The organism is Bariatricus sp. SGI.154, from assembly GCF_050313795.1.
GTDB lineage: Bacteria > Bacillota > Clostridia > Lachnospirales > Lachnospiraceae > CAMBRQ01.
On the sequence record NZ_JBNPMC010000034.1, the window covers coordinates 24,018 to 37,919 of the forward strand.

The window sequence follows — 13,902 nt, forward strand, 5'->3', positions numbered from 1 at the left end:
TAATGCAAGAAGTACACTTAGTTTTCAGTATCTGGCAAAGTGATTCCCAATAATTCCTCAACCGCTTCCTTTGGTACCCTGTCCAGTTTCTTTGATTGATAATAAGTATGGCCTTTGGCAATCATCAGCTTTTTCGCTTCCCGGATAATGTCTGCTGAAAAAGAAGGACCATAACCTAACTTTATCAAATCACTTTTTGTTACTGTAATCATTCTACTCCTTTCTATGGACAGGATAAAACTTCAATACCTGTCCATTATTATATCAAGTTTAGAGTAATTTTACTATTGTAAAATAGCCTGACGAAAAATGGTGTAAATCTCCCAGAAGCCAGTTCCTGCGCCCTTTCCGGCCACGTATAAGGCGTTACTATGTAATCTTAAAGCTGCAGGCACGCAATAAACGCAAGCACTATCTGCAGCACCTATATCAATCTCCTGAGAGGTGTATGTAATTATCAAAGTACAACTTGGGTCTTGCCCATTTACTTAGAAATAGTCATGGAATTTTAAATATTGGAAAAAAAGCAGAAAAAAAGCTGCCATAATACAGGCAGCCGATAAGACATTAAGAATGTTTTTCAGTTAATCGTTTGAGAATAGAGAGGATGGCCAGCATATCGTCTTCGTCCAATTGCTTTAATAATTCATTGGCTTTTTGATACAGAGGCAGATCATGAAGCCTTTCATCAAAGAATTCCTGAGGTGTGATTTCAAAATAGCGGCAAATTTCATAGAACTGGCTCATGGAAGGCAGAGAACGTCCGGAACTGATATTCTGGATGTAACTTTTATTTTTACCAAGATCAAGACTCATCTGGTATTCCGAAATATCTTTTTTTAAGCGCAGTTCGGTAATGCGTTCTGCAATAAATTTTTCATCCATCTGTCACACCTCCATTTTCCTTCATTTTAAACTATTTACGAAAGTGAAATTGCGGATTAAAATAGGTGTATTAAGGATATAAAGAACAATATTATTGATTGTAACCGTAATTTACGGATACAATACATTACATCAAGTAAAATGGTGAGCTTTTGGCGTGTTACAGACGTAAAAAGCAAGATAAAAAATGTGTTGCTTATATGATTTCGGGGTATGATGTAATAGAGGTGAGTCAGATGAAAGTAATCGGAACAGAACAGGAAATCAAATGGATTAAAGAAGCCTTGCAGAATAACTGTGAGGGATGTCCCCTTTCTGCATTGTGTGCAGGAGCTGCTAAGAAAGACAGTGAGCAGTACGGAAAGGTAAAACAAACATGTAAAGAATTCCTGGGTGAGCATATTGTTTTTATCACAGAAAACAATATATAGTATATATAGAATTGACACAAACAATATCTTGTGCTACTATACTGATATAGTTTATTTTTTATGCATTCCCTTGTAGGGAAGTTCTGGGATTGTGCGAATCCCGGAATCAACAGGCAGACAAAAACTTCCTGTCTGGCATAAGCTGTTTATGTTTGTATAAAGTGTCACTATGCGGTGTGTATCGCAGTAGTGATGCTTTTTGTTTTATTAGGTAAAATACCAGAGATTTAGGAATGAATGGAGAAATACTCTTTTCATTCCTTTTTTTTGTTTAATGGCAGATGGAGCAGCCACAATCAGCTTTGAGCTGTTTATGGATAAAACTTATTTTAAGAAAGGTGGAAAGACACATGAATGAAACAAGAATTTTTGCAGATGCGTATCAGACGACGTTTGCAGACCCAAAGGAGATGCTGGAATTTTTGGCACAGAGAGCAAAAGAATCATCCTGGATCCGTAAGCCTACAAGAACACTGCGACTGGTTCCGGCTATTCAGGAAGCGGGTAAAATGAAGGACACAGTAGGAAAGAATTGGGAGGAGATTCTGGAGGATACTGAGAATAATACCCAGCTTGCCTTAAAAATTAAGGGTGAGACCTATCCGGTGCGTACCTGTGCAATCCGGACAATTCTGGATCGGGCAGGAATTTCTGGCTCGGGGCTTAGGAAACTGGAAACAGCAAATTATACGAAGGTAGTGAATTATTGCCTGAAGGTAGCGAAAGGGGATGCTCTGATTAAGATTGCAGATGGAAAAGTATCTGCAGTTCACGGCGGAGATCACCACGATTACAGCATATTGGATATGCGGGCAGTATTTGAAATGACCATGCAGTTTCTGAATACCAATTTTCCGGGAAACAGTTACGTGGAAGGTTCCGGAATGTTCGATCATTCCATTGTTTCCGCAATGTGGGAACTTGGTGGAAATCAGGAACTTCTGGATACTTACAGGGAGGCTTTAAGTGATCATGGCATCAGCGATAATATCATTGCACCCGCTGTAAGGCTTACGACATCAGATGTTGCAGTAAGCGGTGCAAATCTGTATCCGATGCTGACCTGCTCCAGCAGTGGCAGGACGATCAGTCTTGGCAGTCCAATTAAACTGGCGCATACCGGCGGTGCTGATATGACACAGTTTCTGGCAAATTTAAGAATGCTCTGTTCCAGATATCAGGATGCGATTTCAGATATAACAAAATTGATGGATATTGAAATCCGTCATCCGCTGAATTGTATTCGTTTATTGATGAAACGCCTGGGAATCCGAAAAAAATTGATCAATGATGTGGCGGAAATGTTCGAGTTCCAGAAAGGAAACGGACCCTGTACTGCACATGACCTTTATTTTGCAATGAACGAAGCATCGTTTTTTGCAGCCTGTGAAGGGATGCAGGGAGCAGCAATCATTAATCTGGAAGAACAGATTACCCGTGCATTGGCTTTAGACTGGAAAGAGTTTGATGTAGGTGGAGCAATCAAATGGTAAGGTAATAAGAAAAATCAGAAGGAGGGAATAAAGAATGACAGGACTGAATTTGAATTATGAACCGGAGATTGTAGTGGATATCAGTGAACTTACGAGAGAGGAATGGCTTGATTACCGTAAAAAGGGAATTGGCGGCAGCGATGTAGCCGCCATCATGGGAATCTCCCCGTTTGCGACGATCCGGGATCTATATAACAACAAGGTGGGAATACTGCCTGCTATCCCGAAGGAAGAAGAAAGTAACTGGGTTGCAAAGGAAGTCGGACATCGGCTGGAAGATCTTGTAGCAGAGATTTTTGTCAGAAAGACAGGACTGAAGGTATTTCCGGTAAGAAAAATGTTCCGGCATCCCCTGTATCCGTTCATGCTTGCAGATGTGGATTTTTTTATTTTATTTCCCGATGGTACATACGGAATTCTTGAATGTAAGACCTGTAATTACAATGCAAGTAAGAAATGGGATGATGATGCAATTCCGGATAATTATGTGCTCCAGGTCAAACATTATCTGTCGGTCATGAACATGCAGAAAGCTTATATTGCATGTCTGTATGGGAATAATGAAGACGAATTTGTATTCCGCTATCTGGAGCGTGATCTGATGGATGAAGAAGACATCATAGAACAGGAAGTATTCTTCTGGGAGGAATATGTTGAAAAACATGTGGAACCACCGTATAACGGAAAGACAGACCTCATTTTAGATAGTATTCGGAGATCTGTGGGATATGCGGACATTAGTCTCCCGGAAATCGAATTATCATGTCTGGAATCTAAAAATCTTGAAAGATATCTTGCTTTAGCAGAAGAAAAATCCCAAATTGAAAAAAGAAAAAAAGAGATCGAATCGGAGCAGCGTGCGATCAGCGTCCCTTTTGTGGAGCAGTTAGGAGCCAGATGCAAAGCTATTTTAAAGGATGGTACGAATTGTTACCGGATTACGTATAATCCTACAAAACGTACACAGATCGGAAAAGCGCAGATGGAGAAGCTGAAGATTCAGCATCCTGATATTTATGAAGAATATGCGAAGACAACTGAGAGCAGGACATTTCGTATAAAGAAGGAGGCTGCATAATGTTTTCAAATTCAAACTGGAGGGATGTGGAAGATGCGATGCAGATATGTGAATAAGATCTATATGAATGAAGGAAATGGTTTTACTGTGGCACTCTATTGTACCCAGGATACGTCCGTACCATTGTCAGCCAGGGACCGGTATCTGGCATCCCGAAAGATGATTGGGTTTACTGCCGTTGGATACAATTTGCCTCTTACAGATCAGATTGAACTGGAAATGGAAGGATCTTGGGAAAACGGAAGTCATGGTCTACAGTATAAAGTGGAATCCTTTATGGAAATTGTTCCAAGGACGAAAGAAGGAATCATAGGATATTTAGCATCTGGTGCAATAAAAGGCGTCAGACAGAGGACAGCGGAAGCCATCTATCGTCAATTTGGTCTGGATACGCTGGAAGTCATTGAGAAAACACCGGAGAAACTGCTTTCGATTCCAGGAATTTCAGAAAAGAAACTCCGTGGGATTATGGATTCCTTTGGGAAGAACCAGGTGTTTCGGGAGCTGATGACCTTTCTGGCTCCTTACAAAGTGACACCAAAGAAAGTGAATCTGATCCTACAGACATTTAAAGATGAATCCGTGGATATCATCCGGAAACGCCCATATATGTTATGTGCAGTCAAGGGATTTGGATTCCTGACAGTGGATAACATTGGCAGGGCACTCGGAAAGACTCTGAATGATCCCATGCGTATTTCAGGGTGCATCAGTTACGTGCTAAGTGAGGCTATGAAGGAAGGGCATCTTTATCTGGAACAGGAGATTCTAACAGAACAGGTACTGGAAGTGTTGAATAAAGATCTGACTTTTCAGGCAGTGACCGTTCAGGATGTGAGCAATGTACTCTACCGTCTGGTTATGCAGAACAGCATTGTGTTGGATGATGAAAAGGTTTATACCTTCCGCCAGTTTGAAGCAGAGGAGCAGACCGCAGCCATGATAGCAAGGCGGATTCTTTATCCTATGGAATCGCTTGATGTGGAGACTGAACTTGTACAGGCGCAGAAAGTTCTGAGAATTACACTGTCAGAAAAGCAGAAACAGGCGGTCCGGATGGTGTTTGCGAATCCCATCAGCATCATTACAGGAGGTCCGGGTACCGGAAAGACAACTGTTTTAAAGGTGATCCTCTATATCCATGGCATGAAATGTAAGTCTGAAGTGCAGTTAATGGCACCGACCGGCAGAGCTGCAAGACGGATGGCAGAAAGTACGGGTAACCAGAACGCCTCGACCATGCATATGGCAATGGGGCTTCTGGGAGAAGATTATACGGCTGAGTTTGCCTATCTGGAGGCAGGGTTTGTCAATGTGGATGAAACATCCATGGTGGATATGCGGCTGGCTTATGAATTCTTCCAGAGAGTCAAAGGAAATACAAGAATCCTTCTCGTGGGGGATGTGGACCAGCTTCCTTCGGTGGGAGCCGGTGATGTATTTTGTCAGCTTATCCAATGTGGGCTGATACCGGTCACAATGCTTGACCTTGTGTATCGTCAGGGTGCCACAAGCAACATACCAGTGAATGCAAAGCTGATGCAGGAGGGAAAAACCAACCTGATTCTGGGTGATGATTTTGTGTTTGTGCCCTGCAAAGGGACAGAAGAAACTGCAGATACCGTAAAGAGACTCTATCAGGAGGAAGTCATCCGAAATGGTCACGACAAGGTGCAGATCCTGACACCTTTCCGGGTAAGAACTGCAGCTGGTGTGGTGGAACTGAACCGCACACTGGAGGATATCATCAATCCACCAGTCAGTGGAAAGAAGGAACTTGTGATTGGAAAAGACGTATTTCGGGTTGGGGATAAGATCATACAGAATAAAAATACTGCTCTTATCAGCAACGGAGATATGGGAACCATTCTGGATTTTTATGAAGACGAGGAAGGCAACCCCAAGATCAGTATCCAATTTACGGAGAACCGGATGATAGAGTATGAGCTGGAGCAGATGGAAATGATTGAACATGCAAATGCGATTACGGTTCACAAATCACAGGGATCAGAGTGCCCGGTGGTAATAATTCCATGGGTGAAGGCATTCTATGTTATGCTGAAACGCAATATTCTCTATACTGCAGTTACCAGGGCAAAGTCCAAAGTGTATCTGGTCGGGGATTGGAACGCAGTATGTCAGGCGATTCATACTGATGACAGTGGAAAGAGAAATACAGTGCTTGCAGAGAGAATCTGTAGCTATTATGACCAGTATCAAAGCCGGAATAAGCCTGCGCAGGAAATAGAACAGTTAAAACTTGCAGTATGAAAATTTGAAGAAATATTACAATCTCAGAGAAATGCAGACTATTACTCTATGTAGGGTTTTCGTCTGCTTTTATTTTGAACAGAAATCGAAAGGAGCAGAACGAATGAAATCAATCTTATATGACAAATCAGAAGCTGTTGCAGCACTCAACCGGGTGGAAGGATTTAATCCTGTGGAACTTGCAAGAAGACTGGAAAAGGAAGGACAGGAAGACCAGCTGTATCTGGATGTGAAATACCGGAAACTCTGGTTCCGTCTGGTATATCCCATGGGAAAGATTATTAGTATTGTCCGCAGTTTTTCAGAAAATGCAGCTTTGGTGGAAGCGAGAATTTATCTGGATAAGTGTGACGCAGAGGATAACTTTATTGCTAATGCGTTTTCACAGAAATTCCGGTCAGAGGATCCGAATTTTGGAGCGAAATTTCTGGAACTTGCGGAAACGGCTGCTGTCGGACGGGCACTGTCAGATGCCGGGTTTGGACTTCAGTTTGCGGATGTAGGTGAAGAAAATGATCCGGAACAGGTGGATGCCGGGATTCAGATTCCGCAGTCATCTCAAAATTCAGGAACTGTGCAGAGTCCTTATAGCGGGAATCGGGCTGATTATCAATCGACTGAAAATACGTATCAACAGCCTGAAAGGCAGATGACGGGTGGTTCCATTCCGCCGATGCAGCTACAGTCTGGCATGATGGGACAGTTCTTCCAACAGGCACAGGCAAATGGCTCCATCATCGGTCAGCCATCCATGCAAAATACCTATGGCCAGCAGCCGGGAATGAATTCCATGGCGACAGGTACAGTGGGAATTGCGCTAGACGGTTCCCTACCGGTAGAAGAACTTCTGCAGCATATGACTTATGAGCAGGCGGTGCAGGTTGAGATTCCGGGCAAAGGGAAATATGGCGGCAAGACTATGGGCCAGGTGGCAAAAGAAAGTCCGCAAAGTCTGGACTGGTTTGCCAGAAGTTATTCCGGAAATAACAATGCGGTTCCGGCTGCAGCTAAATTTTTGTTAAATAAAGCATTACCAATGGCAGGATAGTGGATTCTGCCTGTTAAGACCCACAGTCAGCTATCTGGCTGCAGGGGAAAGGAGGCTTGAATATGGATGTATGACATGTCAGGGTTTGATTACGATATCCGCGATGTGGTGCGTGTACTGAATCTGCAGGTGCGTCGGAAAAATCCCAGTTCCTATGATGTGGACTGTCCTTTCTGCAACCATAAAACGGGAAAGATGAATGTCAATATCAGGAAAAACGTCTTCCGTTGTAATTATTGCAATGAGCAGGGGGGAATGTTGGATTTATACGCCAAATTATATGGACTCTCCAAGGCAGAAGCAAATCGGCAGATCCGGGAGGCATTAAACCTGGGACAATACCGGGATGATTATAAGATTCCGGAGAAAAAGCCGGAGCCTGAGATTCCCGAAAATAGTGACCGTGCATCGGATGCGGAAATCAACCATACCTATTCCATGCTGCTTTCCTATCTTACGTTATCAGAAAAGCACAGGGAAGACTTGCTGGCGAGAGGGCTTACGGACGAGCAGATCGAGATGCAAAGATATCGGAGCGTTCCTCTCTTTGGATTAAAAAGTCTGACCAGGAAACTACAGGAAAAAGGATGTATGGTAGAGGGAGTGCCGGGATTTTATCAGGATCAGGATGGAAAATGGACGATTCATTTTTCAGCAAAGAATTCCGGATTCCTGATCCCGATTCTTTCCATGGAAGGTCTGATCCAGGGATTTCAGATCCGGCTGGATCATGTGACAGATTCCAGAAAGTATATCTGGTTTTCTAGTGTAAATTACCAATATGGAGTCTCATCTGGCAGCCCGGTTCATGTAATCGGGAATTTGGATGCGAAAGAAGTGTATGTGACAGAAGGCGCTTTAAAAGGAACCATTGCTCATTATCTATCCGGAGCTACGTTCTTATGTATGCCCGGAGTGAACCAACAGCGGAATCTTCGCCCAATTTTGGAGAGCCTTTCCAAAAGAAATCTTCAGCTTGTGTATGAGACTTATGACATGGACAAGAAGATGCCGGTTGTCTGTGATAGACAGTATAGTAAATGCAGCGAATGCACGCAGAGTAACAGGATTGGAGAGTGTCCTTATAAGGTAAAAAAAAGGGAAATCATTCAAAGTGGGTGCAGGAAACTGTACGAACTTTGCAGGGAATGCTCATTACCGGTGAAGCGCATGCTTTGGAATACGGATGAAAACAAAGAATGGCGTGGACAAATCAAAGGAATTGATGATCTATATTATGATTTGTACATAAATCAGACAGATAAAATGTCTCAAAGATTATAGAAACTGGAGGACCGGAGTATTCTGCTCTGGTCTTTCTTGAAAGGAGAAGATTTATGAAAGGCAAAAGAAATGTACCACTACTGTTTATGATGATTGCATCGTTCATTATATTTATATTTGCCGTAGGCAAATTAATAGGAATTTTTCTGGAGTATCAGAAAGGCGATCGTACGTATGAAGAAATTATGGAGTACGTACAGGATCCAGAAACAGATGAGCAGGGTAAAAATGATCCGGATCCAGAAGATGATTCAGGATTTACGTTCCTTCAGGTAGATTTTGAAGGATTAAAGGCTCAGAATCCGGATGTGGTAGCATGGATCCAGATACCGGCACTGGACATTAGTTATCCGGTTGTGCAGGGAAAGGACAATTCTTACTATCTGCATCATATGTTTGATGGGAAGGAAAACAAGAATGGCAGTATCTTTATCGACTATCATAACCAGCCGGAGTTTACGGACAGTAATACGATTGTGTATGGGCATAATATGAAGAATGGAAGTATGTTCGGAACGTTGGACAGATATCAGGAAAAATCGTTATTTGAGAAGTATCCTTGCTTTTATATCTATCTTCCGGACGGCATCTTAGAGTACCGGATCGTATCCAGCTATGCGGGAATGACAGGAAGTGTGGGTTTCACTTACCGATTTCCAGAACTGGAAGATTATCAAGACTTTTTGGAAAAGATTATATCCTACGCTGCCTATGATACAGGAACGGAAGTTACGGATACGGATCATATCGTTACGCTTTCTACCTGTGTCAACTCGGATCGAAATTATCGATACCTGGTGCATGGAAAACTGGAGAGGAACATAAAGATGTATAATGAATGAAGGCATCGGCAGCTATTGCTGGTGCCTTTTCACATTTTTTGAGGGTGTGGTTGCGTTTTACGTAGGTAGTACGTACAGAGTAAGTAGAAAGAAAAAAAGGAGTGATCATTTATGATTAAGAAATTAAGAGTAGCCGTAGATCAGGGCAACCGTAATATGAAGACCTGTAATCATGTATTCACGACAGGACTGACAGAAATGGATAAGAAGCCTGCTAGGGGCGAGGTATATCTGCGGTATCAGGACAAGTATTATACGCTCAGCGAACGCCGTATCCCATATCAAAGGGATAAGACTTCAGACTCCCGATTTTTTGTGCTTACATTATTTGCAATTGCTATGGAATTGGAAGACAAGACACAAATTCAGCCAGATGATGTGATTCAGATTGAACTTCCAATCGGACTTCCGCCAAAGCATTACAAGGAGCTGTATGACAGGTATGAAAAATATTTTAAGGGTGATGGAAAAGTGTTTCAGGTGGAATACTGTGGAAAGGAATATCATCTGTGTATGAAAGATGTGAGGGCTTTTGTGCAGGATTTAGCTGCCATGATGACAAAAATGGATAAGATTGGGGAAGCCCCGAAAGCAGTAGGAATTGATATTGGGGGATTTACAACAGATTATCTGCTATTAAGAAGAGGAAAGCCAGATATGGATTACTGTGATTCATTGGAAAAGGGCATCATTACTATGTGTAATGAGATCATTTCCAAAGTCAACAGTGAATATGACATGCTGCTGGAAGAAATAGATGTGGAAAGTATCATTCGTGGGAAAACAGAGTTTTATGATGAGTATGTAGTCCGGGCGGTTGAGAATATGGTACAGGACTATGTCACAGATCTTCTGAATAGTATTCGTGAACGAGGTGTGGATACGAAATCTGCTTATACCGTTTTCATTGGCGGCGGCTCTATTCTGCTCAGGCGATTTTTAGAGAAATCAGACCGTTTGGGACGTTATCTGTTCATTGATGACCTACGTGCCAATGCAAAAGGGTATGATCTTCTGTATCGTATGTATGAAAGCAGCAAATAGAATGGGAAGTGATTGTTGTGACAAAAAAGAACCCCAATAAATTCACGATTGGATTTAAGAAGAATAATGCTTCCCATCAAAAAGTCGTTGAGATTTTAAATAATACGGAAGATAAGGCGGATTTCATTGCCAGCGCAGTACTTCATTATCTTGGCGAGGGAAAAGAAACTGATTCTTTGAATCCGGACAAGTCTTTCCTACTGCCATTGATTAAAACAATTGTAAAGAAAGAGATTCAAGAAGCAATCTCGGAAAAGAAATATGTCACTGAAGAAAGGGCAGCTCCGGATGAGAAAGTCATGGATCTGTCTGGTTCAGAAGAGGAACCGATTGTTCTTGATGATCATATTATAAGAAATATTTCAAATGCATTGGATGCATTCCGAGGTATATAGAAAAGAAGCAGCCCTTGATTGGGCTGCTTCGAATTTTGTCGAAAAGTTTTTCAATTCATAAGTCATTCATAACTGGCTCATAAGTCGCTCATAAATGGCCATTCTATAATCAAACAATGGTGAAGTGGAGAATGAAAAGAATTACTTTTGTTTTCGGAGACCTTCAAGGAGTCCACGGAGCGTATGTAAAGCCAGTTGTTTTTCTTCATCTGTACAATCATTTAATTCATAAATGATCTGTTCGATATAAGGATCTGCAGGTGGATTGTCGTGGAAGATGACGGAATCAAGCGAAATATTCAAGTATTTGGCTAATAGACTCAGAGTTTCAAGTCTGGGGTTAGCATTATAGTTTTCAATATCGGATATTGTGCGTAGCGAAACGTGCACATTCTCAGCTAGAGTATTCTGTGAAAGATTTCTGCGAAGGCGCTCTTCTTTGACCAGATCTCCGAGCAATTTCTTAACCATCATTTTCATCACCTCACTTAATGCATATATTTTACTCTAGTTCGGCAGTATATGAAATGTGTTATGCTGCGTGAACTAGAGCGATATAATGCGTGAAGTGAATAGAGAATAAGAATGTTATTTGGGAGAAGAGTCTGATTGAGTTACACAGATCGGTATAGACATAGCAAGAATTTATTAAAAAAATCTTATACCAATATGTGGAACACCCTTCTGGTGAGTATGCGGAATATGCGTTAATAACATGTGGTTTAGCACATAAAATAGTATGGATAATATGGAAAGTCGAATTAGGTAATAGCCAATTCGACTTTCTTTTTGTTTGTCGAATATTATCGAACAATGGAATTCGGTGTCGGTCCCCGCCTTCTGGGATTTCAAAAGAAAAATGAAATCAGAATACAGGAGGATAAATAAATGGATGAACATACTTATACTGGTTCGAAAATAAAAAACCAATTTACTGCATACATACTGGCACAGATCCGGGGAACCAGACAAAATTATTTGAGAAAAATGCTGAGGATTAACAGTAATGAAATGCCGGCAGAGAATCTGATAATGGAAGAAAATAGCATTTTGGTAGAAGAGAGTCTGGAGATGGAATATCGTGAAGAACTGTTAATGAGAGAGGTAGATGGGTGCTATCCTGAATGGGACGAGATGAGGGATCAAAAACTTGTCGAGGCATTACTCTTATTGCGCGAGGATGAGAGAAAACTGATCTATCAGCATGTGTTTGAAGAACGGACGTTTGATGATATAAGCCAGATTAATGGTTTGCCACCTTACAAGGTGAAAGGAATTTATTATTATGCAATCCGTAAGATTAGAAAATGGATGGGAGGTGAAAAATCATGAATTTTGAGGAGGTGCTATTTCGAGCACAGATGGGAGATCAGGAGGCAATATTGCAGATACTGGAAATGTTTCGGCCTCTATTAATAAAAAACTCTTTGATTAATGGAAGATTTGATGAGGATTTGTATCAGGAGTTGAGAATTGAAGTACTGAAGTGTATTAGGACATATCACGAATTGGTGTAAAGAGATATTCGTTGAAATGTGCCACATTAACATGATAAACCTATTGACTTGATAGGGATTAGATGGTAATATGCGTGCCATAAAAATGCAAAGGAAAAAGGTCACGATAAAAGCTGTTGTAAGAACTAATACATTCTCTCAGATATGAGTTCAAGCAGACCCAAAAGAAAAATGTTCCGGTAATCAGCTGGATGCAAGTGTATTCTGCATTGCTAATATCTGTCAGACTAGGATGTGTCCTCTGGCAAAGGTCATGAGGCGGGAACTGAAGAAACATGGCATAAGAAAACTGAAAGTCGTGTGTTCTGAGGAAAATCCGAGACGACTGCTGGAGGATATGTCCATTAGCTGCAGAACTCATTTCAACTGTTCATCGGAAGAACAGCATAAATATATCGAGAGAAGAGACCTTTCAGGCAGTGTGGCAGTTGTCCCGATAGTCGTCGGACTGATCCTAGTGGAGAAGTGATAAAAAACCTTGCTAGAAATTATGAGGATTAGAATTATGTGGGAAATTACAGTAGAAGAACTAGAGAAGATAGAATCTAATCAAAGGATTGTTGTAGATATTCGTCCAAATGAGCAGTTTCAAAGGGGAACGTTCCCGGGAGCAGTGAATATCCCGATGGATGAATGGGAAGCACATAAAAAGGAACTGGACGTGACCAAAACCATCTATCTGATCTGTCATACTGGGGACAGAAGTCAGGAATATGTACAAGAACTGGTGAATGAGGGCTATCGTGCAGTTAATGTGGAGGGTGGCTATCGTGCTTACTTGCGTTTGTCTCTATCCAGATTCATGCAGGAGGATTCTCAGAAAGAAAAAGAGAAGAAGAAAGAAGAGATCGAACGCAGCATTATCAAAAAATATCGGCGAACAATCTGGCGGGCTTTTACCAAGGCTTTGAATGAATATCAATTGATTCAGGAAGGGGATCGGGTGGCAGTCTGTATTTCTGGAGGTAAGGATTCCATGCTTCTTGCAAAATTAATACAAGAACTGAAAAAACATGGCGAGATCAATTTTGATGCAACATTCTTGATTATGAATCCTGGATATAATAAAGATAACTGGAAAATAATTCAAGATAATGCAAAACTTCTTGGTATACCGCTTACTGTATTTGAGACAAATATTTTTGATACGGTGGCAACTATTGATAGGAATCCGTGCTATCTTTGCGCAAGGATGCGAAGAGGATATTTGTATTCAAAGGCAAAGGAGCTGGGATGTAATAAGATTGCTCTGGGACACCATTTTGATGATGTAATCGAGACAATCCTGATGGGCATGCTGTACAGTGGAAAGATTGAAACTATGTTGCCAAAACTTCATAGTCAGAATTTTGAAGGAATGGAATTAATACGTCCATTGTACCTCGTGAGGGAAGACGCAATTCAATCCTGGAGGGATTCCAATGGATTATATTTTATTCAATGCGCCTGTCGTTTTACAGAAAATTGTGTAAGTTGCGGAGGCGGAAGAGGATCTAAGAGAGATGAGATGAAGAAACTGATTGCGCAGTTTCGAAAAACCAGTGATGTAATGGATGTTAATATTTTTAATAGTGTAAAGAATATTAATTTGAGGAAAGTAATCGGATACCAGAT

At 41.3% G+C, this 13,902-nt stretch carries 15 protein-coding genes and 1 pseudogene; 13 read left to right on the forward strand and 3 right to left on the reverse strand.

Features of this window, described 5'->3' with window-relative positions; translation table 11 throughout:
* Positions 1–17: 17 nt before the first annotated feature.
* Both ACQRBN_RS13620 and ACQRBN_RS13625 read right to left on the reverse strand, forming a co-directional pair.
* The gene (locus tag ACQRBN_RS13620; RefSeq protein WP_154322052.1) at positions 18–212 is read right to left on the reverse strand and encodes a DUF3173 domain-containing protein; all 195 of its coding nucleotides are present in this window, start codon (positions 210–212) and stop codon (positions 18–20) included.
* 355 nt (positions 213–567) lie between these two features.
* The gene (locus ACQRBN_RS13625; RefSeq protein ID WP_235251052.1) at positions 568–885 is read right to left on the reverse strand and encodes a helix-turn-helix transcriptional regulator; all 318 of its coding nucleotides are present in this window, start codon (positions 883–885) and stop codon (positions 568–570) included.
* A 236-nt stretch (positions 886–1,121) separates the two neighbouring features.
* Between ACQRBN_RS13625 and ACQRBN_RS13630 the strand changes: the two genes are divergently transcribed.
* The 9 genes from ACQRBN_RS13630 (at position 1,122) to ACQRBN_RS13670 (ending at position 10,771) form a co-directional block, all read left to right on the forward strand.
* Positions 1,122–1,316, forward strand: a complete 195-nt coding sequence (locus tag ACQRBN_RS13630; protein WP_235251051.1) for a 2-ketoisovalerate ferredoxin oxidoreductase — start codon at positions 1,122–1,124, stop codon at positions 1,314–1,316.
* A gap of 350 nt (positions 1,317–1,666) precedes the next feature.
* Positions 1,667–2,809, forward strand: a complete 1,143-nt coding sequence (locus ACQRBN_RS13635) for a transposase (protein ID WP_235251050.1) — start codon at positions 1,667–1,669, stop codon at positions 2,807–2,809.
* A 34-nt stretch (positions 2,810–2,843) separates the two neighbouring features.
* Positions 2,844–3,887 (forward strand): YqaJ viral recombinase family protein, encoded by a 1,044-nt coding sequence (locus ACQRBN_RS13640; RefSeq protein ID WP_427739564.1) that lies wholly within the window; start codon positions 2,844–2,846, stop codon positions 3,885–3,887.
* Between the two features lie 33 nt (positions 3,888–3,920).
* Positions 3,921–6,158, forward strand: a complete 2,238-nt coding sequence (gene recD2 / locus ACQRBN_RS13645) for an SF1B family DNA helicase RecD2 (protein WP_235250687.1) — start codon at positions 3,921–3,923, stop codon at positions 6,156–6,158.
* A 103-nt stretch (positions 6,159–6,261) separates the two neighbouring features.
* A complete protein-coding gene (locus tag ACQRBN_RS13650) occupies positions 6,262–7,206 on the forward strand; it encodes a hypothetical protein (RefSeq protein ID WP_235250686.1) in 945 nt (314 codons plus the stop codon).
* Positions 7,207–7,272: 66 nt separating this feature from the next.
* A complete protein-coding gene (locus tag ACQRBN_RS13655; protein WP_235250685.1) occupies positions 7,273–8,490 on the forward strand; it encodes a CHC2 zinc finger domain-containing protein in 1,218 nt (405 codons plus the stop codon).
* A gap of 53 nt (positions 8,491–8,543) precedes the next feature.
* The gene (srtB, locus tag ACQRBN_RS13660) at positions 8,544–9,332 is read left to right on the forward strand and encodes a class B sortase (RefSeq protein WP_235250684.1); all 789 of its coding nucleotides are present in this window, start codon (positions 8,544–8,546) and stop codon (positions 9,330–9,332) included.
* Positions 9,333–9,443: 111 nt separating this feature from the next.
* A complete protein-coding gene (locus ACQRBN_RS13665; protein WP_235250682.1) occupies positions 9,444–10,376 on the forward strand; it encodes a ParM/StbA family protein in 933 nt (310 codons plus the stop codon).
* 17 nt (positions 10,377–10,393) lie between these two features.
* The gene (locus ACQRBN_RS13670; RefSeq protein WP_235250680.1) at positions 10,394–10,771 is read left to right on the forward strand and encodes a hypothetical protein; all 378 of its coding nucleotides are present in this window, start codon (positions 10,394–10,396) and stop codon (positions 10,769–10,771) included.
* A 141-nt stretch (positions 10,772–10,912) separates the two neighbouring features.
* On the opposite strand, the gene ACQRBN_RS13675 is transcribed toward ACQRBN_RS13670, so the two are convergent.
* Positions 10,913–11,245: a helix-turn-helix transcriptional regulator gene (locus tag ACQRBN_RS13675; protein WP_328284220.1), complete on the reverse strand. Its 333-nt coding sequence runs from the start codon at positions 11,243–11,245 to the stop codon at positions 10,913–10,915.
* Positions 11,246–11,659: 414 nt separating this feature from the next.
* Between ACQRBN_RS13675 and ACQRBN_RS13680 the strand changes: the two genes are divergently transcribed.
* The 4 genes and pseudogenes from ACQRBN_RS13680 to ACQRBN_RS13695 all read left to right on the forward strand — a co-directional run.
* Positions 11,660–12,103, forward strand: coding sequence for a sigma-70 family RNA polymerase sigma factor (locus tag ACQRBN_RS13680; protein WP_235250679.1), 444 nt, complete (start codon positions 11,660–11,662; stop codon positions 12,101–12,103).
* Complete coding sequence (locus ACQRBN_RS13685) at positions 12,100–12,288, forward strand: helix-turn-helix domain-containing protein (protein ID WP_235250678.1); 189 nt, start codon at positions 12,100–12,102, stop codon at positions 12,286–12,288. The genes ACQRBN_RS13680 and ACQRBN_RS13685 overlap by 4 nt, the downstream gene beginning before the upstream one ends.
* A 175-nt stretch (positions 12,289–12,463) precedes the next feature.
* A pseudogene (locus ACQRBN_RS13690) lies at positions 12,464–12,789 on the forward strand (tRNA threonylcarbamoyladenosine dehydratase); the annotation flags it as partial.
* Between the two features lie 4 nt (positions 12,790–12,793).
* The coding region (locus ACQRBN_RS13695) for an ATP-binding protein (protein WP_427739565.1) at positions 12,794–13,902 on the forward strand (1,109 nt) is incomplete at its 3' end.

Bases quoted from the DNA above. Each gene is read 5' to 3' on its own strand.
- ACQRBN_RS13635 (WP_235251050.1), top strand. From the start codon at position 1,667: ATGAATGAAACAAGAATTTTTGCAGATGCGTATCAGACGACGTTTGCA.
- ACQRBN_RS13665 (WP_235250682.1), top strand. From the start codon at position 9,444: ATGATTAAGAAATTAAGAGTAGCCGTAGATCAGGGCAACCGTAATATG.
- ACQRBN_RS13685 (WP_235250678.1), top strand. From the start codon at position 12,100: ATGAATTTTGAGGAGGTGCTATTTCGAGCACAGATGGGAGATCAGGAG.
- recD2 (WP_235250687.1), top strand. From the start codon at position 3,921: ATGCGATGCAGATATGTGAATAAGATCTATATGAATGAAGGAAATGGT.
- ACQRBN_RS13625 (WP_235251052.1), bottom strand. From the start codon at position 885: ATGGATGAAAAATTTATTGCAGAACGCATTACCGAACTGCGCTTAAAA.
- ACQRBN_RS13675 (WP_328284220.1), bottom strand. From the start codon at position 11,245: ATGATGGTTAAGAAATTGCTCGGAGATCTGGTCAAAGAAGAGCGCCTT.
- ACQRBN_RS13630 (WP_235251051.1), top strand. From the start codon at position 1,122: ATGAAAGTAATCGGAACAGAACAGGAAATCAAATGGATTAAAGAAGCC.
- ACQRBN_RS13650 (WP_235250686.1), top strand. From the start codon at position 6,262: ATGAAATCAATCTTATATGACAAATCAGAAGCTGTTGCAGCACTCAAC.
- ACQRBN_RS13640 (WP_427739564.1), top strand. From the start codon at position 2,844: ATGACAGGACTGAATTTGAATTATGAACCGGAGATTGTAGTGGATATC.
- ACQRBN_RS13655 (WP_235250685.1), top strand. From the start codon at position 7,273: ATGTATGACATGTCAGGGTTTGATTACGATATCCGCGATGTGGTGCGT.
- ACQRBN_RS13620 (WP_154322052.1), bottom strand. From the start codon at position 212: ATGATTACAGTAACAAAAAGTGATTTGATAAAGTTAGGTTATGGTCCT.
- ACQRBN_RS13680 (WP_235250679.1), top strand. From the start codon at position 11,660: ATGGATGAACATACTTATACTGGTTCGAAAATAAAAAACCAATTTACT.
- srtB (WP_235250684.1), top strand. From the start codon at position 8,544: ATGAAAGGCAAAAGAAATGTACCACTACTGTTTATGATGATTGCATCG.